General features: G+C 47.6%; 23 protein-coding genes. 15 read left to right on the forward strand and 8 right to left on the reverse strand.

The genetic code is table 11. The annotated features are described in order from the left end of the window. Nucleotides 1-40: 40 nt before the first annotated feature. Nucleotides 41-439, reverse strand: coding sequence for a hypothetical protein (locus NYE45_RS09735; RefSeq protein WP_340016515.1), 399 nt, complete (start codon nt 437-439; stop codon nt 41-43). A gap of 150 nt (nt 440-589) precedes the next feature. Between NYE45_RS09735 and NYE45_RS09740 the strand changes: the two genes are divergently transcribed. Beyond that, nucleotides 590-871 carry a hypothetical protein gene (locus tag NYE45_RS09740; RefSeq protein ID WP_076330379.1) on the forward strand — a complete coding sequence of 94 codons (282 nt, stop codon included), beginning with the start codon at nt 590-592 and terminating at the stop codon, nt 869-871. A gap of 175 nt (nt 872-1,046) precedes the next feature. After that, nucleotides 1,047-1,877, forward strand: coding sequence for an aldo/keto reductase (locus NYE45_RS09745; protein WP_062833610.1), 831 nt, complete (start codon nt 1,047-1,049; stop codon nt 1,875-1,877). Between the two features lie 81 nt (nt 1,878-1,958). On the opposite strand, the gene NYE45_RS09750 is transcribed toward NYE45_RS09745, so the two are convergent. The 4 genes from NYE45_RS09750 to NYE45_RS09765 form a co-directional block, all read right to left on the reverse strand. Then, entirely contained in the window at nt 1,959-2,693 is a 735-nt protein-coding gene (locus tag NYE45_RS09750; protein ID WP_340016516.1) for a DsbA family oxidoreductase, read from the reverse strand. 84 nt (nt 2,694-2,777) lie between these two features. Continuing rightward, nucleotides 2,778-3,203, reverse strand: coding sequence for a cytidine deaminase (locus tag NYE45_RS09755; protein WP_340016517.1), 426 nt, complete (start codon nt 3,201-3,203; stop codon nt 2,778-2,780). Between the two features lie 79 nt (nt 3,204-3,282). Further along, nucleotides 3,283-5,283, reverse strand: a complete 2,001-nt coding sequence (locus NYE45_RS09760; protein ID WP_340016518.1) for an LTA synthase family protein — start codon at nt 5,281-5,283, stop codon at nt 3,283-3,285. A 213-nt stretch (nt 5,284-5,496) separates the two neighbouring features. Next, a complete protein-coding gene (locus NYE45_RS09765; RefSeq protein ID WP_340017345.1) occupies nt 5,497-6,651 on the reverse strand; it encodes a class I SAM-dependent RNA methyltransferase in 1,155 nt (384 codons plus the stop codon). A gap of 239 nt (nt 6,652-6,890) precedes the next feature. Between NYE45_RS09765 and NYE45_RS09770 the strand changes: the two genes are divergently transcribed. Beyond that, nucleotides 6,891-7,523 (forward strand): O-methyltransferase, encoded by a 633-nt coding sequence (locus NYE45_RS09770; RefSeq protein ID WP_340016519.1) that lies wholly within the window; start codon nt 6,891-6,893, stop codon nt 7,521-7,523. A gap of 100 nt (nt 7,524-7,623) precedes the next feature. Here the strand turns inward: NYE45_RS09770 and NYE45_RS09775 are convergent, their stop codons facing one another. Then, nucleotides 7,624-8,832: an asparaginase gene (locus NYE45_RS09775; protein ID WP_340016520.1), complete on the reverse strand. Its 1,209-nt coding sequence runs from the start codon at nt 8,830-8,832 to the stop codon at nt 7,624-7,626. A 517-nt stretch (nt 8,833-9,349) separates the two neighbouring features. On the opposite strand from NYE45_RS09775, the gene NYE45_RS09780 reads away from it, so the two are divergent. Beyond that, nucleotides 9,350-10,552 (forward strand): cytochrome P450, encoded by a 1,203-nt coding sequence (locus NYE45_RS09780; RefSeq protein ID WP_340016521.1) that lies wholly within the window; start codon nt 9,350-9,352, stop codon nt 10,550-10,552. Between the two features lie 106 nt (nt 10,553-10,658). Here NYE45_RS09780 and NYE45_RS09785 read toward each other — a convergent pair whose 3' ends face one another. After that, the gene (locus tag NYE45_RS09785) at nt 10,659-11,870 is read right to left on the reverse strand and encodes an MFS transporter (RefSeq protein ID WP_036670103.1); all 1,212 of its coding nucleotides are present in this window, start codon (nt 11,868-11,870) and stop codon (nt 10,659-10,661) included. A gap of 204 nt (nt 11,871-12,074) precedes the next feature. Here NYE45_RS09785 and hemE point away from each other — a divergent pair, with 204 nt between their 5' ends. The 6 genes from hemE (at nt 12,075) to NYE45_RS09815 (ending at nt 18,570) form a co-directional block, all read left to right on the forward strand. Next, nucleotides 12,075-13,139, forward strand: a complete 1,065-nt coding sequence (gene hemE / locus NYE45_RS09790; protein ID WP_076330387.1) for a uroporphyrinogen decarboxylase — start codon at nt 12,075-12,077, stop codon at nt 13,137-13,139. Continuing rightward, complete coding sequence (gene hemH / locus NYE45_RS09795; RefSeq protein WP_340016522.1) at nt 13,132-14,082, forward strand: ferrochelatase; 951 nt, start codon at nt 13,132-13,134, stop codon at nt 14,080-14,082. Before hemE ends, hemH begins: the two co-directional genes overlap by 8 nt. Then, entirely contained in the window at nt 14,082-15,506 is a 1,425-nt protein-coding gene (gene hemY, locus NYE45_RS09800; RefSeq protein WP_340016523.1) for a protoporphyrinogen oxidase, read from the forward strand. Before hemH ends, hemY begins: the two co-directional genes overlap by 1 nt. 185 nt (nt 15,507-15,691) lie before the next feature. After that, entirely contained in the window at nt 15,692-17,113 is a 1,422-nt protein-coding gene (locus tag NYE45_RS09805; RefSeq protein ID WP_340016524.1) for a CapA family protein, read from the forward strand. A gap of 24 nt (nt 17,114-17,137) precedes the next feature. Continuing rightward, nucleotides 17,138-17,890, forward strand: a complete 753-nt coding sequence (locus NYE45_RS09810; RefSeq protein WP_169478634.1) for a glycerophosphodiester phosphodiesterase family protein — start codon at nt 17,138-17,140, stop codon at nt 17,888-17,890. Between the two features lie 47 nt (nt 17,891-17,937). Next, on the forward strand, nt 17,938-18,570 hold the full coding sequence (locus NYE45_RS09815; protein WP_340016525.1) for a fumarylacetoacetate hydrolase family protein: 633 nt from the start codon (nt 17,938-17,940) through the stop codon (nt 18,568-18,570). 119 nt (nt 18,571-18,689) lie between these two features. On the opposite strand, the gene NYE45_RS09820 is transcribed toward NYE45_RS09815, so the two are convergent. Further along, complete coding sequence (locus tag NYE45_RS09820; protein ID WP_340016526.1) at nt 18,690-19,097, reverse strand: hypothetical protein; 408 nt, start codon at nt 19,095-19,097, stop codon at nt 18,690-18,692. Nucleotides 19,098-19,470: 373 nt separating this feature from the next. On the opposite strand from NYE45_RS09820, the gene NYE45_RS09825 reads away from it, so the two are divergent. The 5 genes from NYE45_RS09825 to NYE45_RS09845 all read left to right on the forward strand — a co-directional run bounded on the left by NYE45_RS09825 (nt 19,471) and on the right by NYE45_RS09845 (nt 24,203). Continuing rightward, nucleotides 19,471-20,028 carry a MarR family transcriptional regulator gene (locus tag NYE45_RS09825; RefSeq protein ID WP_340016527.1) on the forward strand — a complete coding sequence of 186 codons (558 nt, stop codon included), beginning with the start codon at nt 19,471-19,473 and terminating at the stop codon, nt 20,026-20,028. 63 nt (nt 20,029-20,091) lie between these two features. Further along, nucleotides 20,092-21,540 carry an aryl-sulfate sulfotransferase gene (locus NYE45_RS09830; RefSeq protein ID WP_340016528.1) on the forward strand — a complete coding sequence of 483 codons (1,449 nt, stop codon included), beginning with the start codon at nt 20,092-20,094 and terminating at the stop codon, nt 21,538-21,540. A 12-nt stretch (nt 21,541-21,552) separates the two neighbouring features. After that, a complete protein-coding gene (locus NYE45_RS09835; protein ID WP_340016529.1) occupies nt 21,553-22,608 on the forward strand; it encodes an ABC transporter substrate-binding protein in 1,056 nt (351 codons plus the stop codon). A gap of 27 nt (nt 22,609-22,635) precedes the next feature. Then, a complete protein-coding gene (locus NYE45_RS09840) occupies nt 22,636-23,412 on the forward strand; it encodes an ABC transporter ATP-binding protein (protein WP_340016530.1) in 777 nt (258 codons plus the stop codon). 17 nt (nt 23,413-23,429) lie between these two features. Further along, nucleotides 23,430-24,203, forward strand: coding sequence for an ABC transporter permease (locus NYE45_RS09845; protein ID WP_145319349.1), 774 nt, complete (start codon nt 23,430-23,432; stop codon nt 24,201-24,203). Nucleotides 24,204-24,380 lie beyond the last annotated feature (177 nt).

Below are 24,380 nucleotides of genomic sequence, written 5' to 3' on the forward strand. Positions count from 1 at the left end.
TCCTTTTTTTGCGCTTGAATAACAGTGAACACAAGCTGCGTTAGAATACAGTGCCCTTAATCATTTCATAAATTTCGAAGATATCTTCTCTAATTTCAATGGCAATGACCGTGGTATCCTTTTTCAGAAAATGTATATGTCCCATTCGTTCTTCCTCCAGTTCGACCCAACCTGTATCCGCTAGCTTCTGAAAATAATCCAATGGCGGGTAGAGTCCTTGCTCCCCTCCAATATGTTTCAATTCATATATCACGCCTTCTTTAATGTTTCGATTGCCTGAATCGGTTATGATTTTAATGAGCTTTGCATTGGTTGGAACCGGGATGTCTGGGTTCATGGATGACGCTGTATATCCTTCTATCACGTATGTTGCAGGACGGCAGCCTTGTAACCAAATGAGGAAGGGCAACATACAGAGAATTATTATTATTTTTTTCAATTGAATTCCTCCTGACCGGGGATGAGTACTTAATAAACGCAGCAAGACAGGTTAAGGTTACGACAAAAACACAAAAGAGGAATAAGGAAGACTTGTGTTATCCATCCTAAAGAGGTAACAGGAACATGATCATCCCAAGGAGGAATACTCATGCCGAAGCGTTATGATTCCAGTTTGCAGGCTGATACCACTGTATCTCAGGCGCAAAATGCGGTGAACAAGCTTCATTATGCTGTATCTCAGGCCATGTCTCATCCGACGGCACAGACCATTGTACAGGCGGAACGACGTCTGGCACATACGGAGCAGGCGATGCGACAAGCAGAGCTTTCACTCGGAGGGCAAGGTGTTGAGCTGGCAGAAGAGATGTTCATCGAGGAGAAGAGACGATTGAATTCCATCCAGAGTCAGCACGGTCAAGGGAATCAATAACGTTCCTGTTCACACCAGAACCCGCAGGGCAGCGATGCTTTGCGGGTTCTTCATGTCTTTTGCAACGACTCTCGATTGATGGGTCTACTCCGACAGTATGTCGAATGGTCGCTTAAAATTCTGTGAGAAGGTTAATAGAACAAGAGCAGGCAAAATTCCATACGGGAGGTACAGAATGACAAAACATATTACAGATTGTACGATTCTGAACAACGGAGTAACGATGCCATGGCTAGGATTTGGAACTTATAAAGCAAAAGGTAAGGAAGTGCAACAGGCGGTCGAGACGGCTTTGGAGGTAGGATATCGCAGTATTGATACCGCGTCCATCTATGGCAATGAGGAAGAAGTGGGACAAGCTATTGCAAGCAGTGGTGTTGCCCGTAACGAACTGTTTGTGACGACCAAGCTTTGGAACGAGGATCAGGGATTTGATTCAACGTTGAGAGCATTTGAAGCCAGTCAGAAAGCACTTGGATTGAATGTGATTGATCTTTACTTAATTCACTGGCCTGGCAGAGACCAGTATAAGGAGACGTGGAGAGCATTCGAACGTCTATATAGCGAAGGAAGCATTCGTGCGATTGGTGTGAGTAACTTTCAAGTACACCATTTGCAAGATATCATAGATGAAGGCGGAACGGTGCCTGCGGTGAATCAGGTAGAGCTGCATCCGGGTCTGATCCAGCAGGAACTTCAGGATTTCTGCGGGGCACAGGGAATTCAGCTGGAGGCATGGAGTCCTATTATGAAGGGCAAGCTGAACCAAGAGTCGACACTTAAGGCGCTGGCCCAGAAATATGGGAAAACACCGGCGCAGATTATTCTGCGTTGGGACATTCAAAATCAGATTGTGACGATTCCGAAGTCGGTTACGCCGGAGCGGATTCGTGAGAACGCAGATATCTTTGACTTTGAATTGTCACCGGATGAGTTGAAGTTGATTGATGCACTGGATTCGGATAAGCGGACTGGACCACATCCGGATCAGCTATTTTGGGATTAAGTGGGTAGTCGCTAAGTGGTGTGTAGCATATAAAAAAAGCAGCAGGATCAGGGGATACTCCCCGATCCTGCTGCTTTTGTGTTATTTATTTGAATCGGATGGTGGAACTGCGCATCCGTCATCTGTGCAGACACCGCTGCCGTCAGCATCTGTTGTACTGGATTCAACCATGGTGAAAGGGGAACGCTCGTCCCATGCTTTCTGAATGGCGTCCAGGAACACCTCGTCCGGCTGAGCGCCCGATACGGCGAACTTGCGGTCGAATACGAAGAACGGTACACCACGGATGCCCAGTTGCGCGCCTTCCGCTTGGTCAGCGCGGACATTTTCGGTGAATTGATCGCTGGACAGTACTGCCGCAGCTGCATCACGATCCAGACCTACTTCTTCTGCCAGCTGAGCCAATACTTCAAGGTCACCGGAGTGTTTACCTTCAATGAATACAGCTTGGAATATGCGCTCGCTTAGTTCAAGCGCTTTGCCTTGAGTATCCGCCCAGTGCGTTAACCGGTGAGCTGAGAAAGAATTGGTAGGAATCATGGCATCGATATTGTATTCCAGTCCTGCCGTGCGAGCATTGGCATTCATCTGAGCATTCATGCCTTGGGCCTGCTCCACGCTAATATTATATTTGGAAGCCAGGTATTCCGTATTGCTTTTGCCTGGGTTCAATTCAGCATTTGGATCAAGCTCGAAGCTTTTGAATTGTAGCTTCACTTCATCACGGTGTGGAAACTGTTGTAATACATTCTCCAGGCGGCGTTTGCCGATATAACAGAAAGGGCATAGAAAATCAGACCATATCTCAATATTCATTATGTTAAACCTCCATCATTCTTTTAGTTGAAACTAATATAGTTACAATTATAAAGCTACTTTCTATAATTCGCAAGGAGTTTGCTATTTATCCCGGTATGCCTTGGACCAATGGTGGGGTTGGATCTCATCCAGTCTTTTGAAAACCAACTGACCATCAGGGTCGTATACGGCAGCTTTCACTTCTTCACCCCAATAAAACAAGCGTTCCTGGCATACGCCGCAAGGTGTAAGGACCTTGAATTCCGAATGCTCGTCATCACGAGCGATACAGAGGGAGTGGGTGACGCGTTCATTCAATTTGTGGGCTTCCAGATAAGCTCCTGTTTCCATACATAGATGCGTGGCATCGTTAATGACCTCTGGAGCTACGCTAATCAGCAGGGAACCAGCTTCGGTATAGACGGCACCCGCACCGCCCCATCCCTGAGGATAACGTTGCTGCACAAAGTTTACGGCTGCATCGAACAATTGTTGTTCAATATTAAATGGTCCTGTGTGTGATGTCATGTAATGAGAGTGCCCCTTTTTTTAATCCAATTCAATTCAATATTTCGTGTATTTGTTTAGCTTGTCATTACGATATTGCTCATTGTGATGTTGCTGCTCCACTGTCTTCCTCTCGAAAGCGCTGAATCAAATCATAGGTAATTACGGTGTCCGAGACGTGCAATCGCTTGGATGCCTCATCATGAGCGGGACGGCATGCATTGATATCCGTTTTGTCGCGTGTGGACAGGTCATAACAAGCACCGTTCTCATAGATATAATCATCCGATGGAATATAGAATACAGAACCATCCGAGAATGCGCCATTACGCAGCACAACCGTACGTGCAGACCCGTCATATACGTCGTTACCCATATGATAATAGGACTGGTCGGATACGCCGAGCAGATGCAGCACGGATGGCGTGATGTCCAGTTGACCCGAAGGTTCGTCGATGGTTCCGACAGCTGCTCCGTCCGGTAAATGCACGAGCAGAGGTACCTCGTTCATGATCTGAGCCATATCGAGTTCGTTCAGTGAACGTCCCAGGAACTGTTCGTATTGGGCTTGTTCCTTAATCGAGTTGTCGTGGTCCCCGTAGAACATAAAGATGGTATTTTCCCATAATCCCCGACTTTTCAGATCCTCCACCATCTTGCCGAGCGCCGAATCCACGTAATGAACCGATTGCAGATAGTCACCGAACATCGTTCCCTGGAACTCGCCTACATCCAACTGCTGCTTCTCTTTAGGTAAGGCGTATGGATGGTGACTGCTGAGTGTAATGAGGAAGGAATAGAATGGTTCGGTAACCTCACTGCTCATTTTCTCAACGGATTGGCGGAAAAAGGATTCGTCAGACAGGGACCAGCCAAGCGGGTCATCCTGTACAAAATCATTTTTGCTATAAAACTTGTCGTACTTCATGTTCTGATACATCGTATACCGATTCCAGAAGCCACTCTCATAAGCGTGAAATACGTTGGTGCTATACCCGTTATCCTTCAGAATGGAAGGGAGGGAATCATACGTATGGTCTGCATAGCGTACAAATGCGGATCCAACCGGAAGCGGATGAAGTGAGATGTTTGCTCCAAAATCGGCATCTGACGTTCTACCCTGACCTGTCTGGTGATAAAAGTGACTATAATACTGACTTTCTTTCATTAGTTCATTAAAATGCGGTGTAATCTCCTGACCGCCAATGCTTTGTCCAATCATGAAGTTCATAAAAGCCTCACCCTGGACAATGATGACGTTGCTGTCCTTATATTTGCCGAACAAGGCATCGTTCTGCGGTTCAGTTCCTTGCCTTTCAGCGAAGAATGCCTTTGCTTGTTCAACATCTGCGGGTTCAGCCTGCGGCCCTGAGCCAATGTGATCTTTGGCATAGTTGTACAGATCATAACCGTGAAAAGCGAGAAGTCCGGTCACATTGTACATGGATACATTCCACCAGTTGTTATCGAACAGGCCCTTGGCCCATGTTTTGCTGTAAAAATAAATCGGGCCGACTGCGAGACCCAGTCCCAGCACAAGGGCAATGCTGCCAGCAGTGAGACGGCGGCGCATCCCCGCCTTGCGATCATTATACGTATAACTTCCATAACCTTGAACAGACGCACTGGAGTACTTCGAACGGTAACGTCTGCTGAACAGTACGATAGCTGCGAATGGAATGACGACAAGCCAATCAGCAAAGAACCAAAGATCGCTTGTGTAGATCAATGTAGCAATACTGTCACCCAATGCGTCAACTTGTCTGGCCTGCAACAATACCGGGATGGTCAAGAAATCCTGGAAATAGCGATAATACACCATATCGGCATAGATTAGTGCGGTAAGCAGCAAGTTAAGCACGACGAGAGACACGATCATGCCTCTACGTGGCAGCCACCAGGTCCAGAAGGAAAGGAGCAGAAGTGATCCAATAGCAATGACTTTATCCAGTAGTCCCATCGTAATGTTATAGGCGTGCAGATTGTGATGGAGCCACATGAGTTTGAGCAACATGAGCACAAGAAAAATAAGATATAACGTTAGTGGATGATTCAGAAGCCCGCGTGGCATGGAGCTGCGCGTAGGCCGAGTGACAACCATATGTATGTCCCCCTTGCTTTCGTTGTATTGTAATCGGAATGTAAAATAGGGCTCCATCCATTATAGCGTGGCCTCATGGGTTTTCAACTATGCCTCAGGGTGAATTGATTTCTATCCAAACGAAGGCCGATGACGGCGAATTCATATGATCGGAAAAGCGCACAAAAAAGTGCCCTAGCCAAGGATGGCAGGAGCACTTTGAATTGGCATTGATTATGAAGATTGTGGTGCTTTATTCCGTGGGGGCAGTGGGCCCAAATACTGATAGTACTGGGTTTCAATTCGTCCGTTGAACAATTTGCGACGCTTGTCTGCCTTATGACCGAAATACTCCTCGAAAGCTTTGGTCGATGTGATTGCGAAAAAGGACCATGTTGGCATGTCAAGGTAACTGCGCCCTAATGAGCGGAGCAACTTCTGAACTTCTTTCTCTTCACTCAAACGTTCACCATATGGAGGGTTGGTAATGATGACACCGTAATCACCCTGTGGTCTAGCGCGATGAGCGGGCAGGACGCTGACTTCAATATCTTTGGCGAAGCCAGCACTCTTGATTGCTGCCATAGCAACTTCAATCGCTTCGGGATCAATATCGCTACCTGAAATCTGTAACGGGATATCGTCACGTACAGCATCGAATGCTTCTTCGCGTGCCTGTTCCCACAATTCTTCAGGAATGACAGCCCAGTCCTCGGAGTTGAAGGTACGACGAAGTCCTGGTGCAATGTTCCAGCCGATCATAGCGGCTTCAATTAGCATTGTGCCTGATCCACAGCATGGATCATAAAAGGGACGGGATACATTCCAGCGACTGAGCTGGATAAGAGCTGCAGCAAGTGTTTCTTTGAGCGGTGCTTCGGTTACGAGCTTACGATAACCCCGTTTGTGCAGACCTGGTCCCGTCGTATCCAAAGTAAGCAGGGCGCGATCGTTCAGCAGAATGACCTCAATCACATAACGAGACCCATCCTCTGGGAACCACTCTGTGTCATAAGTCAGCTTCAGTTTCTCTACGATTGCTTTTTTCACGATCCCTTGTGATGCAGGTACGCTGCTCAACTGAGATTTTTGGGAGCGACCCTCTACAGGAAATTCGCCGTCAGCAGGAATCCACTCTTCCCATGGAAGTGCTTTGGTGCCTTCAAACAATTCGTCGAATGTTGTAGCAGGGAATTCACCCATTTTGACCAATACCCGATCCGAACTTCTCAGCCACAGATTACACCGGCAAATATCAATATAATCCCCAGTGAAGAAAACCCGTCCATTGTCGATCGTAATATCCTCATACCCCAGTTGCTTCAGTTCCCGGGCAACAACAGCCTCGAGTCCCATCGCCGAGGTCGCAATCAATTGCAATTGAGCCATGTGATTCATTTCAACTCCATTTCAAGCTGGAGAAGGAATATCCTTCTCTCTGCTGTATAGTAACGGTGCGGCCTTGCCGCTTTCCGTGAAAAAACTTACAATGAGAAATGCGGTGAACGTATGCATTCCTCTTTCGAGGGAGTGCACCAGTCAACCACCTGTGTTGATAACAAACATTTATTATAGAACATTGGCATCCATATGGAAAGCAGTCCAAGTGTCCAAGGAGGATTTTAGTGGTGAATCTGACCCCTGATGAATATGTAAATCAATTATTTCAAGAGGATGACCTTTTGCTGAAAGTGAAAGAGGCCATCCGTTCGAACGGTATGCCGGAAGTTTCGGTTGCTGCGGCGTATGGACGTTTGCTCACGTTTCTGGCCAAGACATCCAAAGCAGAAGCTGCGCTCGAAATCGGCGTGCTGGGCGGTTACAGTGGGATCTGCATTGCACGCGGATTGCGTGAGAGTGGAACCCTGACTTCGCTGGAACTGAAAGAGGAATATGCGGCAATGGCGCGTGGACATCTGGAAGAAGGCGGATTTGGCGAAAAGGTGGAGTATCGGATTGGCCCGGCGGCAGATAGCCTGGAGCAATTGGAACAGGAAGGACGTACATTCGATTTCTTCTTTATTGACGCAGATAAGGAGAATTATCCGGTATATCTCGACTATGCCATTAAGCTGGCTCGGCCAGGTGCTGTCATTGTGGGTGATAACTGTTTCCTGCGTGGTCGTACGCTGAATCCGGACAAGCAGGGTCCGGCCGTGCTTGCGGTTCGTCGCTTCAATGAACAGATGGCAAGTGACCCGCGTCTCATCACCACCATGTTGCCAGACTACGATGGGCTCGTACTTGCTTGGGTGAAGTGAGAAGAGGTTGAGGTAACAAAAAGAAGAGACGACACACCTTGAATGTCAGGGGAGTGTCGTCTCTTCTTTTTGTCCAGATTTATAAAGGATGAGTGCTTTCTTATACTTCCGGTGTTCCGTACGTTTCGAACCATTTTTTGATGGTGTCAAAATCATCACTGAAGGATAGTCCAAGCATCAATAACACACGAGCTTGTTGTGGACTCAGGTTGTCGCCGGCAATGATACCTTTTCCACCCCCGTATACACTTCCTGAACCCGTCCGAGTGGTGGTCACGAAGATTACACCTTCCTCAATGGCTTTGGTACGAGCTTGTCCCATAGCTCTGGAGATACCGCCAGCTCCTGTGCCGGAGGTTACGATGCCTTGTGCGCCGTTGCTCACGAACCCTTCGATGGCTCCGCCTCCAGCTTCTTGATAGGAGATCGCAATTTCCACCTTGGCGAGATCAGCCTTTGTGATTTTACTCAGATCGAATACAGGCTTCGCTGTGCCTTCAGGTTTCAGCGCGCGTGCAGGAGCACGGTAGATTCGAATATTTTCTTCATCAATATATCCTACGGCGCCGAGCATCGGTGTTTCAAACGTATCTGTCCGATAATCATTTGTTTTGCTTACGCCACGTGCGAGTTGGATGGTGTCATTCAACATGAGTACTGTTCCGAATGAAGTGGTACGACCACTGCCTGCAAGTTTGATGGCGTTGTACAGATTGGCTTGAGCGTCAGAGCCGATGACGGTCCATGGACGCATGGAGCCTGTGATCACGACCGGTTTGTCACTCTGAACCGTCATATCGAGGAAATAGGCGATTTCCTCCATTGTATCTGTACCCGTGGTAACCACAACACTGTCATACAAGGCAAGAGCTTTATCTACCGTCTGCGACAAGTCATAAAGATCAGCCATGCTATAGGAGCCTGAGCCTGAATTTCCGAATTGGAGCGTGCTAACATCAGCAATCTTCTGCTTATCCGGTAATGCGTCTACCATCTCTCCAATGGGAAGTGTACCTGCCTTGTAGTTCTGGAAGCTGGTTGCATCCTCGGATTGACCAGCAATCGTTCCGCCAGTTCCGATCACCAATACATTAGGGAGCGCAGATTGCTTGGAGGAGTCTGGTACAGCAGGGATGGAGGTATTGCGAGCCGGAGTAGTAGGTGCTGTCTGAACAGCGCCTGTTGTACCTTTTACCTCCGTGGCTGCGTGCGCAGCGTAGGTTCCGATCGGGGACAACGAGATCGTTAATGCTGTTAAAGCTGCGGTACTCCATACGGCCCAGGGACGAAGATTGGATGTTTTACTCATGAATAGCACTCTCCTTCAAGTAAGTGTGATGTTAAGTTTGTTAAGAAGAATATGTATACCATTTCAAATCGATTGTATTTCATGTAAAGTAATATGACAATTGTAGATATAGATAGAGTAATCGGTTACATTCATAGATATTAGGAGTATATTTATTATTTATAAGGTAAAACGAAAGAATATTCACTCTGGTAAAGCTAGAATCGAGATGAAATTAGTAGTTTTTAGGAATAATCAGACATTTTGTGTTAGTTAATATTACATATTGAGGCTTTTGTCCTGATAAAACGAAGCTTTTCAAGAGAGGGAATGTTGAATGCGAGTTTATAGCAGAAGTGGACCTTTCTACAATTAATATTTATCACACAGGCTAGCATAACGAGAGGTAATTAGTAACGTGTAGTAGGTAATGGGTCTCAATTACGTTCCAAAGATTGGTTTCGTTATGGAGTTTTGTTTATAATAGGGGGGATCAACATATGTAAATAAATATATAATATTGATTGGAGGAGAAACGATGAAACAGGCACCCAGAAAGTATGCAAATTACATTCCGATTCGTGAATTAGAGAGTTTGGAAGAGCGGCTATCTCCCTTCCAGGTGTACGCAGAGCTTCGTGATAACACTCCAGTCCGATATGATGAGCATCGAGAATGTTGGGATGTTTTCGGTTATGAAGATGTGAAGTATGTGTTGAAAAACCCGAAACTGTTCTCTTCTGCACGTGACCGTGCCAATACGAGCATGCTGACAACAGACCCTCCCAAGCACAAACAGCTGCGCGATCTGGTGAATCAGGCGTTTACACCCAAAGCCATTGAAGCGTTGGCTCCTCGTATTCAGGAAATTACAGATGAGTTAATTGCTCCACACCTGTCAGAAGGACATATGGAGCTTATTGATGACCTTGCGATGCCATTGCCCGTCATTGTGATTGCTGAATTGATCGGAGTCCCTGCGACGGATCGTCAAAAGTTCAAGGACTGGTCTGATGTGTTGGTGAAAGGTGCGCGTGATGACAGTGAAGAGGCTTTTCAGGAGCTGTTGGAGGAGAAAAAAAGAAATACACAGGAACTGCATACCTATTTCACTGGCATTATGGAAGAACGTCGGTTGCAGCCGCAGGATGATCTGATCTCGTTACTGCTTGCTGCGGAGATTGATGGTCAGCAGTTAACCGCCGAGGAAGTGGTCGGTTTCTGTATTCTCTTGCTTGCTGCTGGTAATGAAACAACAACGAACCTGATTACCAATGCGGTTCGTATATTGTCTGAACAACCCGATCTACAGCAGGAGCTGCGCGAACATCCTGAACGGATTACTCCTGCGATTGAAGAGACGTTGCGATATTATCCGCCAATTGTTGCAATTGGGCGGGTGGCCAAGGAAACAGTAGAGCTGAATGGACAGACGATACAGGCTGGAGAACAGGTGATTTCCTGGGTTGGATCCGCCAATCGGGATGGTGCCCAATTCGAACGCCCGGAAGATTTCATCTCTGATCGCAAGCCGAACAGGCACATGGGATTTGGATTTGGCATTCATTTTTGTCTGGGTGCACCGCTCGCTCGTTTGGAGGCAAGGGTAGTTCTGCATACGTTGCTTCAGCGCATGGAGCACATCCAGCTTGTGCCGGGAACGGATCTGCAACCGATACAAAGTGCCTTTGTGTTTGGGGTGAAACATTATCCGATACAATTCAATCTAATAAATAAATAATGAATGGCACATGAATGACAAAAGCCGCTCTCAGGCCAATTAGGCGCTGGAAGCGGCTTTTTCAGATGGAACGGTGAGATGCAATAGTTAACTAATGGATAAGGAATCAGGATTCCCGGATTGAAGCAGGTTTGTTGTACAGTTTGAATCTGACCCAAACCATATTGAGCAGCAGCAGTCCACCAGAGACGATAAACAGACCTTCAATCCCGATGAATCCTGCCATAAAACCTCCAATGATCGCTCCAAGCATGTTGCCCAGCGCCAGGGTGCTCGTATTAAAACTGAATGCCCGGCTAATCATGCTATCTGATGTATAGGAACGGATCAGGGCATTAACGCTCGGAAGCAGGCCACCCATGAACACACCCATCATGAAACGAACAAGAATGAGCTGCCACACGGTCTGAACAAATGCCTGCGGGATAAGCATGAGTCCTGTTCCTATGAGTGAGAACGTAAGCACCTTGTGAGGGCCAATCCGGTCACTCAGCTTCCCAAGAATCGGAGACATGGCCATATTGGATAGTCCCGTAACTGCACCGACAAGTCCTGCCCAGAAGGCCACATTTACATCCGATGCATGCAATTTCTGCACATACAGCGGCAAGAGTGACATGGGGCTAATCATCGCAAACTGCAACAGGAACGTCACAGCAAACAGTGCGGGCAGTTGAGGTGACTTGTTCAATTCCTTCAGACCGGATAATACGGATTGTGCCGGCAGTTTGGCTGCTTCTTGACGGTCGAATTTCTCTCTCACCAGGAACATCGCGAGCATGGAAGCGACGAAGATCAGTCCACCTGTAATGTAGAAAATGGGGCGAAAGCCTACCGCATCAGCTAGCAAGCCACCGATGAGCGGACCCAGGATTGTGCCGGCAACCTGCCCGGACTGACTGATTCCCATGGCGAAACCCATGCGGTCCTTCGGTGTGGTACCCGATATCAGCGCAACAGCTGCAGGGTTGAAACCGGAGATGGTACCGTTAAGCAAACGCAATAAGAGAAGCTGCCAAGGGTTCTGTGCCAGACCCATAAGGGCAATGACGATGGCCATCCCGAATCCTGAACGCAGCAGCATAACCTTTCGACCATACTTGTCCGATAACTTGCCCCAGAGCGGTTGGAACAGAAATGAGGTGAGGAAATTGGCTGCAAATATAAATCCGGCCCAGATGCCAATTTCATGTTCGCCAACAACGCCAAGATCTCTTGCGAGATAAAGGGACAAAAATGGGGTAATCATGGTCATGCCCGAATTGACCAAAAATTGTCCGAACCAAAGCACAATGAGGTTTACTTTCCATGTTTTCAAAGTGCTTTCACTTCCTTTCAAAGATATTTCTGTAATTCTCTAAAAAACACCATTCTTTCATTATAACATAATTGGCATATGGGGGATGGGTGTAAGGAATGTCATAGTATTGTCACGTAGAACGCATCTGCATGTGGTTGTTACGGCAGTTTAAAAAGGGCATAATGGTAATTATGAGTCCAAAAACTATTGGAGGCTTCTTATATGAGCTATAATGATCGACTGATTCGGGCAAGTTTCAAACAACAGGTAGACCGTGTTCCGGTATGGTACATGCGTCAGGCTGGACGTTACGATCCTGAATATCGCAAAATTAAAGAAAAGTACTCCTTGTTAGAGATTTGCCGACAACCCGAGCTGGCGGCTGAAGTTACACTTATGCCGGTACGTAAACTTGGTGTAGATGCGGCTATTTTGTATTCCGATATTATGAATCCGGTTGCCTCACTGGGCATTGATTTTGACATTGTAAAAAATATTGGACCGGTCATCGATAATCCGATTCGATCCGCTGCAGATGTGGATCGTTTGCGTCCTATCGACGTAGAAGGAGATCTGTCACATATTCTCGAGACCATTCGAATTCTGGATAAGGAGCTTGACGTGCCTCTCATTACATTTGCGGGCGCACCTTTCACCATTGCGAGCTATCTGATCGAAGGCCGACCTTCGAAAGGGTATATCCGCACCAAAACGATGATGTACAGCGAACCTGAGGTGTGGCATAAACTGATGCAGAAGCTTGGTGATATGGTTATTACATATGTCCGTGCGCATATTGCGAATGGCGGTAAGGCATTCCAGTTGTTTGACAGCTGGGTTGGAGCACTTTCTCCGAAAGACTTCAGAACATATGTGTTGCCTACGATTACTCGTATCTTTACCGAATTATCGGATTTGAATGTACCGAAGATCTATTTCCCTGGTGTTGCATCGGGTGAATTGTTGCCGGCATTGCATAATCTGCAAGCTGATGTAATTGGATTGGACTGGAGAGTATCGATTTCGGAAGGTCGTGAGCGACTTGGCGGCAAATTTGCCGTGCAGGGTAACCTGGACCCTTATGTGTTGACTGCACCGATGGAACTGATCAAGGAGCAAGCCAAAGTGATTATTGATGAAGGAATTAAGGAGCCGGGGTATATTTTCAACCTGGGACACGGACTATTTCCTGAAGCATCTCTTGAAAAGCTCAGAGAACTAACGGCTTATATTCATGAATATTCTGCCGAAGCATTGAAGACTGGGGTGACTGTAACTAATGACTAATACGATAGGTGTACTGGTGATGTCATATGGCACACCAGAAAATATGGAGAGTGTTGAAGCTTATTACACACATATCCGCAGAGGACGTCCGCCTGAACCTGAGCAATTAAAGGAACTGACGGATCGTTATGAAGCCATTGTTGGCGGTGTATTCCCCCTTCGGGAGAACACGGACAATCAGGTCAAGGCTCTTCAGGAGACGTTGAACCGCGATGAGCGTGGCAATGATGTGGAATTCCGTTGTTATCAGGGACTGAAGCATGCCTATCCGTTTATTGAGGATGGCGTGGAACAGATGGCGAAGGATGGAATTCAGACAGCGATTGGTATTGTACTTGCGCCTCATTTCTCAACGATGAGTGTAGGTAGTTATATCAAACGTGCGCGTGAAAAAGCAGAAGAGCTGGGCGTTCATATGTCCTTTATTGAAAGCTATCATCTGCATCCGAAGTTAATTCAGGCGTTGTCCACGCGTGTCAGTGCCAAGTTGGATGCGTTCGAGGAAGCTGGAGCGAAACGCGGAGATGTGAAGGTGTTGTTCAGTGCCCACAGTTTGCCAGCACGTATTGTGGAGATGGGTGATCCATACCCGCAACAATTGCTGGAGACTTCGGAAGTGATTGCCTCACGTGTAGGCATTACCAATTGGCAATTTACTTGGCAAAGTGCTGGACGAACAGCTGAGCCGTGGCTTGGACCGGATATTTTGGATACGTTACAGGAACTTTCTCGTGAACAGGTAGAGGATGTACTTGTGGCACCAATCGGGTTCGTCTCGGATCATCTGGAAGTGCTCTATGATCTCGATATTGAGGCCAAAGCGATTGCCAAAGAGATCGACATGCGCCTGATGCGGATTGATTCTCTCAATAGTGATCCTCTATACATGGAGACATTAAGCGACGTTATTATAAGCCAATGGCAGCAAGGGTCGGATGAGTAATGGGTGACAAAAAACGCCGTGTTGTTGTCGTCGGCGGTGGCCTCACCGGCCTCAGCGCGGCATTTTATATCCGCAAGCATTACCGGGAAGCGGGCGTTGAACCCGTGATTACTTTGGTCGAGAAAAGTTCGTCCATGGGAGGCATGATTGAGACGCTGCACCGGGATGGATTTGTGATTGAAAAAGGGCCGGATTCTTTCCTGGCTCGCAAAACAGCAATGATTGATCTTGCCAAAGAATTGGAGATCGATCATGAGCTGGTCAGTCAGAATCCGGAGTCGAAGAAAACGTATATCATGCAGCGTGGTAAGCTTCATCCTATGCCAGCAGGACTCGTTCTGGGTATTCCGACAGAACTAAGACCATTCCTGAGAAGTGGGCTGGTCTCTCCGGCAGGCAAGCTGCGGGCGTTGATGGATTTTGTCATCCCGCCGCGTCGTACAACAGAGGATGAATCGCTCGGTTATATGATTGAGCGTCGTCTTGGAACAGAAGTGCTGGAGAACCTGACGGAACCGTTGCTCGCGGGAATCTATGCGGGTGACATGCGGCGATTGAGCCTCCAGGCTACCTTCCCGCAGTTCGGAGAAGTAGAGCGCGATTACGGCAGCTTGATTCGGGGCATGATGACTGGCCGCAAACCGGCTGAGACGCATACCGGAACGAAGCGAAGCGCATTTCTGAACTTTCGTCAGGGACTGCAGAGCCTTGTTCACGCCCTCGTACATGAACTGCAGGATGTGGATCAACGTCTGAACACCGCGGTCAAGTCGCTGCAACGACTTGACGGAGCGGAGACCAGATACCATGTTGAGCTGGAGAATGGTGAACAACTTGAGGCGGATGATGTAGTGGTTACTGTGCCGACGTATGTCGCGTCGGAGCTGCTGAAGCCTCATGTGGACACAGCGGCACTGGATGCGATTAACTATGTGTCTGTAGCCAATGTGGTGCTGGCTTTTGAGAAAAAAGAGGTCGAGCATGTATTCGACGGATCAGGTTTCCTTGTTCCGCGGAAAGAGGGGCGTAATATTACGGCTTGCACGTGGACATCGACGAAATGGCTGCATACCAGTCCCGATGATAAAGTACTGCTTCGCTGTTATGTTGGTCGCTCCGGTGACGAACAGAACGTAGAGCTTCCGGATGAAGCGCTCACGGATCTGGTTCTCAAGGATCTGAGAGAGACCATGGGCATCGAAGCGGTACCGATCTTCTCCGAGATTACACGGCTCCGCAAATCGATGCCACAGTATCCGGTGGGACACCTCCAACATATTGCCACTCTTCGTGAGGAACTTGGCAGCAAATTACCGGGCGTGTACATTGCGGGTGCCGGTTATGAGGGTGTAGGTTTGCCTGATTGCATCAGACAAGCGAAGGAAATGTCTGTCCAGGCTACACAAGAACTAGCGACAGATTAAGCACAGCAAGAGAGCTGTCTCGAACGTAGATTTATCTACAGAAGAGACGGCTTTTTTTACATGAATATCTGGAAGTTAATCGAGTTAATACCCTTCCAATCGATACAGTTCCAAGGAATGATGGAAATCCAGAATATGCCTGATATAATGGTATGTATGGCTGTGAAGAAGAAGAGGAGTTGCTTATGTATCCCCCAAGATCAGAGCGAAGTGTAAAGAAGAAAAAGGGTAGTAAACGCACCCGCAATACAATCACAATCATCTGGACAGTTAATATTGTATTGATCATTGCAATTGGTCTGGTGGGCATTTTTTATGTCATTAATACACGTCAGCAACAGGCAGACCAGCCGGTGAAGCAAGAAATAGTCGATCAGGATCAGCCTTCCATTGGAGACGATGCCAAGGGCGGCGATCAAGTAAGTTCTCCAGACACGGAATCTGATGAGACTTCGGATGAAGGTGCTAAAGCAACGGATGGAGAGACAACAAAGGATGCAGAAAAGACATCCGGCGTAGCGACCCCTGACGCTTCAGGCAACTCCAGTGGCGGGAAGACGGATTCCGGAACGAAAAAACCTGCGGCAACTTCGACACCATCCAGCACCAAGGGAAATACAGGTGCGGATACAGAATCAGAGACGTCGAAACCTTCCAATTCAGCGAAGGATATCACGATTAACTTTGTTGGCGATATCCAGTTCTCAGGTAAAGTTGCTGAACTGCTGGATAAGAACGGTTATGACTATCCCTTTGCCAAGCTCGGCAGATTGTTCAAGGATGATGATCTTACCATCGGTAACCTGGAGACACCCATAACCCTGGGTGGTACCAGTGCAGCTGACAAAACGTATGTCTACAAATCATCGCCCAAAGCATTGGCGGCAATGGCCTCTGCGGGTTTTGATGCTGTGAATTTGGCTAATAATCATATTCTGGATCAGGGCGTAGAAGGCTTGGTGGATACGTTAACCTATCTCAAGGAGTATGGCATAGCTCACACTGGAGCAGGGATGAACAGAGATGAAGCTTATGCACCAGCTTACCTGGAACGCAAAGGCATGAAGATCGCACTGCTTGGCTTCTCCCGAGTGGTACCGGAAACGAGTTGGAAGGCGGAAGGCAATCGGGCTGGTGTGGCTGAAGCCTATGATTCCACAGGAGCAGTCAAAGCGATCCAGGAGGCCCGTCAGAAGGCAGATCTGGTCATTGTGGTTGCACACTGGGGAGAGGAACGGGTAAGTACTCCGAATAGTGACCAGACCCGATTGGCTCATGAGTTTGTAGATGCAGGTGCGGATCTGGTCATAGGTGGTCATCCTCATGTGTTGCAAGGGTTGGAGTACTACAAAGGGAAGTGGATTGCATATAGTACGGGGAATTTTATTTTCTCCAGATCAACAACCGAAGAAACGTGGAAAACGGCTGTGTTTCAGGCACGCTGTAGTAGCGACGCGAATTGCAGTATGAAAGTCATCCCTTATGAAGCAGGGCTTGGTCAGGCCATTCCGATGATTGATGAGGCGAACCGACTTCTGCTGGAGCAGATGGCAAAGCTTTCTCCAGGCATTCGGTATGATGCAAGTGGAGTCGCTTCGCCAAATTGAGAACCTTTTTGAGGAGGGAATCGAATGAACAACCTTTGTGTAGCGCACCGTGGATTTTCTTCCATTGCACCAGAGAATACGATGGCTGCATTCCTGATGGCCATGGAACGGCCAGAAGTTCAGTGGATGGAGCTGGATGTGCAGTTGTCGCGTGATGGTGTGCCCGTGATCATTCATGATTTTACAGTGGATCGTACGACGAATGGCAAGGGCCTGGTTCGGGAAACCGATTGGGCTGATCTGCAACGGCTGGATGCCGGAGCATGGAAAAACAAGACCTACAAAGGTGAACGGATTCCGGCTCTAAGTGAACTGCTTGATCGTTCGTGCGGCAGAGTGCGTTTGAACATCGAACTGAAAACGCAGGGGGATATGTACCCTGGCCTGCCTGCCGCAGTTATATATGAAGTGAGAAAAAGACATATGCAGAATGATGTGGTGATCACTTCATTTGAACCTGCTGCTCTGATTGAAGTGAAGAAACTTGCACCGGAGATCCAGACGGGGCTTATTATCGACGCACGACCAGGTGATCTGTTAACCGCACTGCGGCAAATGAATTGCACATTCCTCTCGATTGGATATACCAATGTAGATAAATCCTTAATGAACGAGATGCGGAGTGCAGGCATTCGTGTGATGGCTTGGACGGTGGATGACAAGACGATTATGAAGAGACTGGCGGCAGTAGATCCAGAGCTTATGTTGTGTACAAACCGACCTGACGTATGGGAACATGCATTTCAGGAGACGAGCAGCCGATTCTTCAGACCGTAATTTACTCCATATACACTAATGAATCCGATAAAGGTGGTTATATACCCATGTTGACTAACATTCGCAATGTATACTGTGTAGGACGCAATTATAAACTTCACGCGGAAGAATTGGGCAACGCAGTTCCGGATGAGCCGATGATCTTTATGAAACCTTCTCACGCAGTCGTATCCCTGAATGGTGAAACCCTTGAGTTGCCTGCTACCCAAGGTGAAGTTCACTATGAAGCTGAACTGGTCGTGCAAATTGGCCGTAGTTATGAGCCAGGTGTGGCGGTAGATGAGCTGGTAGATGCGTATGCGTTTGGTATTGATTTTACGTTACGTGATGTACAGACTGTGATTAAGAAAAAGGGTCACCCTTGGACAGCGGCCAAAGGGTTCAAAAATTCTGCGCCGGTTACTGCATTTCAGGCATTTCCTGGTGCAGCAGCGTTGCTGGAGAAAGACTTTACATTGACCAAAAATGGTGAGGAAGTTCAGCGTGGTAATATTCGTAACATGATCTTCAGTTTACAGGATATTGTGGATTATGTAGGTCACCATTACGGCCTGGGGCCGGGCGATGTCATTTTTACAGGAACACCGGAAGGTGTTGGACCAACACAAGCAGGAGATGTGCTCGAACTGGCATGGGACGGCGAATCCTTGGGTGCCTGCACGATTGGGGTAGCGCAATAAGGATTACACATCATACCTGCTTGAGATGAAGAGGGTACAAGAAAGGGGCGTGCATACGCTCCTTTTTGCTGTGCTATCGTGGTTGTCTTCAAATCTCTATCGTAAGGATACGTCGCTAATTACGCTAAGTTGTATGCTGTATTTGCACTCTGCGTGACCAACTCTTCCAATTCAGCTTGTTGTGCAGCATGGTGCTCCGAGCTGATACTTCCCCTTGCGAGTCGCTCATCCAACTGCTCTCTGAGCTGCCTTACTTGTATAGCAATGACCTCATTCAAGTTCCCGTTGTTTTCTTCCGTAATCGTCCTCAGCGATTTGCCACTATACAGTTCCTGATACAGATCCGCTTCTGAAGGCTGATTCAGAGCGCTGAGCAGCTCGTCACTGTTTCCCTCACGAGTATCCAAATCAACGATGGACCATTTAGCAGTAGGTATGGGAGAGATGGCGGATTGGCCCCATGCAGTTCCGGCGAAGGACATGGTAACAATCATGGTGCCTATAATAATGACTCTTTTCATGTTCATATGGATAATCCTCATTTCTGTAGTTGAGTACGAACTGAATCGTAGCTTTTCATTGATGTTTCGATCTGAGAATAGTGTAAACGGGAAACCTGAAGTGAAACTTAAAACAGGATAAGTAATTTCAAACCGGCGGGGAATGACTGTAAAAGTAGATCTATATTTCAATTCGCACTTGACAGGTTGGGTTAGTTGGTTATATGATGATCTCAATTATTTTAATACTCATTAAATGAACAGTGAAATAATTTGAACTGAAAACTGAAGTGAGCTGATTGGACCACCAAAGGCTCCCGGGACTACTCCTCTAAGGAATGTCCGCGGGGGCCTTTTTTTGTGCGCTGTTGAAGCTTCAGATGAATAAGGAGGATATGGAATGAGCGATAGAGATTGGGAAGCGTTGGAGCGGACGGACTGGTTATTCCGCAAAATGGTCAGACGATTCGTCAAAGAGCGGGATCGCATCTCTGTAGAGGGCATCAGCCTGCCGGGCATGCTTATCCTGCACAAAATCATTCGTGAAGGTGAACAACGGCTTGGGGATTTGGCAGAACAGTTGGACTTTACATCCGGTGCCATTACTGCTCTAACGGATAAGTTGGAGAAAAAAGGACTCACCATCCGCAGACGAAAGGAAGACGATCGCCGGACGGTTTTACTGGACATCACATCCAGCGGGCGGGAGATGTATGCGAGAAACAGCAACATCGGTGCCCGATGTATCACGCTTCTGTTTGAGGGTTTTACAACGGAGGAGCTGGAGCAGCAAAGTCAATTCTATGAGCGGGTGGTAGCGAATCTGGAGGGGTTCTCGGACACGGTGCTGGAATTGGCGGAGAGCAATGGGATACAAGAACACGAGCAGTCTTCCACACGTGACCTTGAGCAGAAGCAGCGAGACAATACCGGGAAGAGTAACTATCTCAGTTATTGAAGTTGTATCAAGTAGTGATATTCGACATTCCATTCTACAAACATTCTAGGGGAGAGATGATCAATGGGACACTCAACAATATATCCAACTGGAGCAACGCTATACAATCCGGATAAGGCTTGGAGCGGTTATACCGTCTATCAGGCAGGTGAGGAAGGCGTAGTGTTGATCGACATGAATGGCAAGGAAGTTCACCTGTGGAAAGGATTGTTAGGATTTCCGGCCAAAATATTGCCTGGCGGCTACGTGCTGGGCAGCACGGGTCGGAGAGATCCAAAGTTCGGTATTCAGGATAATGTCGATCTGGTCCAAGTGGACTGGGACGGCAACATTGTATGGAAATACAATAGCTACGAACACATTGAAGATCCGGGATATGAGCCACTGTGGTATGCCCGCCAGCATCATGATTACCAGCGTGAGGGTAATCCAGTAGGTTACTATGCACCCGGGCTTGCGCCGAAGACAAAGAGTGGTAAAACGCTCATCCTGGCTCACAAAAATGTGAGTAACCCGCAAATTTCAGATAAGCCATTGCTTGATGATGCCATTATCGAAGTCGATTGGGACGGAAAGGTTCTCTGGGAGTGGCTGCCTAACGAGCACTTTGAAGAATTAGGTTTTGATGAAGCTGCTCGAAATGTCCTGTTCCGTGATCCGAATACACGCTCTTTCGGTCATTTGGGTGGTGGTGTGGGTGACTGGTTACATATTAATTCTGCTTCTTACGTTGGGCCCAACCGCTTCTATGAAGACGGAGACGAACGGTTCCACCCCGACAATATTATCTGGGACGCCAGAGAGGCTAACATTATTGCCATTACAGACAGACAGAGCGGAAAAATTGTATGGAGACTTGGTCCCGACTATACTTCACCTGAAGCGAAGCACATCGGCACGATTATCGGGCAGCATCATGCACATATCATTCCCCAGGGTCTGCCTGGTGAAGGGAACCTGCTCGTATTCGACAACGGCGGCTGGGCAGGTTACGGCCTTCCGAATCCGGCTTCCCCATTTGGATTGAAACATGCGATTCGGGATCACTCCCGTGTGCTGGAGATTAACCCGGTCACCCTGGAGATTGTCTGGCAGTATACATCGGCAGAAGCAGGTTACTCGGTACCGACGGATTCCTATAAATTTTATAGCCCATACATCAGTTCCGCCCAGCGTTTACCTAACGGAAACACCCTAATAACCGAAGGCTCCAATGGCAGATTGTTCGAAGTGACAGCGGAGCATGAACTGGTCTGGGAGTATGTCTCCCCTTACACAGATGGGCGGAATACCAATATGGTCTATCGCTCATATCGAGTTCCTTATCAGTGGGTTCCGCAGTTGGAAAAACCGGAGGAGGTTGCCATCGAAGCCATTGATGTCTCCACCTACAGGGTGCCGGGAGCAGCACCCAAAGGTTCTGCATCCATCGTGAGCGTAGAGACAACTCTTCCATTTGTGGAGGGTGCAGCCTGTGTGGCGACGTCGGATGAAGGCAAGTCGGGCGGTTAGGCTTCAAGAATCATGACTAGATCGAATGGGGTGTATATTGTGAGAAAACCATCCATAGTAACTGGCGTATTGATATTATTCCTGGCTACGGTACTCCTATTATCCGGATGCAGTTCAAACGCAGCAGGATCGGGAACCCAAGCCGCAACCGGTAAAAATGCCGATAATGTAAAAATTCGAATCGCAGATACAAGTACCAACCCCACGTTCAGGGTAGCCATTGCCAAAGGTTTCTTTGAAAGCAGGGGCATTGATGCAGAGAGTATTACGTTTGGTTCGCCGGCTGAAGGTGTAAATGCACTATTTATCAAACAGGTAGATATTGCGTATGGGGCAGATTTCCCTGTTTTGAATGCTCTGGCTAAAGGGGAATATTCAGTCATCGCTTCTGCAGGTCAGGCTACGGATGAAGCGGCAGCCGCCTGGAAGCTGTATGCAAGGGAGGATATTCAGAGTGGAGCGGATTTGAAGGGCAAGAAAGTAAGCTTCATTCGAGGCACATTTATTCCATATCTATGGGATGAATATTTGAAGGATCAGGGATTGGCGCTCAGTGATGTGACGCAAATTGGTCAGGGGGCTTTTGATGAGTCCTACATCGCACTGAAACAGGGAGACCTTGATGCCACTTGGGTAATCGGTTCCGCGTTAACTGATAAATTCGATGCACTCGAAGGAGTGCATCAGCTGACGGATATGTCCGAAACGCCTATACGCCTTGGTATGGGACTGATATCGAGTAATGAATTCATCCAGGCAAACCCTGAAACGGTAAGTGATTTTCTTGCGGCGCTTGATGAGGCATCCACGTATGCACAAGCGCATCCTGAAGAGGTTGCAGATCTGATGTATAAAGAGACCAAACAGCCTAAAGATGCCACGTTGAAGGACCTTCCGATCAATCCATGGAAAGTTGGATTTACGCAGGCTGCTTATGACAGTTTGGCAGGTCAGAAAAAATATATGGTGGATACCGGAATCATTGAGCAGGATTTTGATCTCGACACCAAACTGAATCTAACTTCACTCGAACAGGCGCTGCCGGATAAAGTGACATACAGTAAATAATTTATATTCAAATGGGAGGTGTCCGTTATGTCTTTACCTGCAACTCAGCATACCATTCATATTGAACAGCTGCGGAAAACGTATCATGCCCCGACCAATGGGGATGTGCATTATATCATTAAGGATGTCGATCTGGTCATTAAGGGAGGAGAATTCTTTGTCCTGCTTGGTCCCAGCGGGTGCGGGAAGTCAACGTTGCTGAACATGATCGCGGGTTTTATCTCCAAGTCGGGTGGACAACTCAAGGTAGATAACAAGGAGATTGACAGACCGGGCAGGGATCGGGCGATGGTATTTCAGCAGGCCGATTCGTCTCTCTTTCCATGGTTAACCGTGAGGGAGAATGTTGAATTCGGGCTTCGAATGTCCAAGGTGCCTAAGACACAACGGCGTGAGATCTCCGATCGTTACATTCAGCTTGTTGGACTGAGTGCTCATGAGGGCAAATTTCCAAAAGAGCTTTCGGGTGGCATGAAGCAGCGGGTTCAATTGGCCCGTGTACTTGCGAATGACTCGGCAATCTTGCTGATGGATGAGCCATTCGGTGCACTGGACGCGATGACGCGGCGGACCATGCAGAAGGAACTGGTGAATATCTGGAAAGAAACTCATAAAACCGTTATCTTTGTCACCCACGATATTCAGGAAGCGCTATTGCTTGGTGAGCGCATAGGCATTATGTCCGTAGGTCCATCTTCGAATATAACGGATATTTACCACAACAACTTACCTTACCCGAGGAACATCGCCTCGTCTGAGTTCAACACTTTGTATGACCGAATTCAAGGCCACTTTGAAGAATAACTGAGGTGATATACAAGATGAAATGGTTGGAGAAAAAATGGGTCTCTATCCCGCTTCTGTGGGTAACGGTCATCTTAATCTGGCAGCTCGGTGCCCTCATCTATGGGCCTGACGTAATCCCTGGTCCGTGGCACACGATTCTGGGAGCACGTGAACTGATTGCTGATGGTACCCTGATGCAGTATATCGGAATCAGCTTCACTCGTGTACTGGCGGGATGGGTACTGGGAAGCATTATTGCTATTCCGGTAGGATTGATTATTGGCAAGGTGCATATCATCCGGCTGTTCGCCGAACCATTCCTTAACTTTATACGCTTTATCCCGCCAATTGCCTTTATTACCTTATTCTTGGTGTGGTTTGGTATTGGAGAGCAATCCAAGATCGCGCTTATTATGTACGCAACCTTCTTCATTGTTGTGCTGAATACACTGACAGGTGTGCTCTCCGTTGAAGAAGATAAAATCCGGTCAGCCCGCAGCATGGGAGCCAATGAACGGCAGATTCTGCTGCATGTGATTGTTCCGGCAACAACTCCGTATATCTTCACGGGTGTGAGACTGGCGATGGGAACTTCGTATATGGCCATAATCGGTGCTGAGATGATTGCCTCGAATGAAGGAGTCGGTTACTTGATCTGGAATTCAAGACTCTTTTTCCGGACGGATTGGATTTTTGTCGGGCTGATTTCCCTGGGCTTTATGGGATTCCTGACGGATCGATTGTTCAACTGGTTTGGTCGCAGAGTACTCTACCGATATGGGGTCATTGGCGGAGCGAAGCGGGTCTGAATTAGAACCTGGGAACACTGAATTACAGACGTTACGTAAAAGGGAAGTTATCTTGTTTTAACATTTTATCAAAAACCTGTTTTGGCACTTCTAAATGAGGCCAAAACAGGTTTTTTGTGTGCTGGCGTAAGGAGTTTCGGCATTGGCATCAAACCGTGGTATAATTGAATTTCAAAA

It is taken from the genome of Paenibacillus sp. FSL K6-1318 (assembly GCF_037976905.1).
Lineage (GTDB): Bacteria > Bacillota > Bacilli > Paenibacillales > Paenibacillaceae > Paenibacillus > Paenibacillus amylolyticus_A.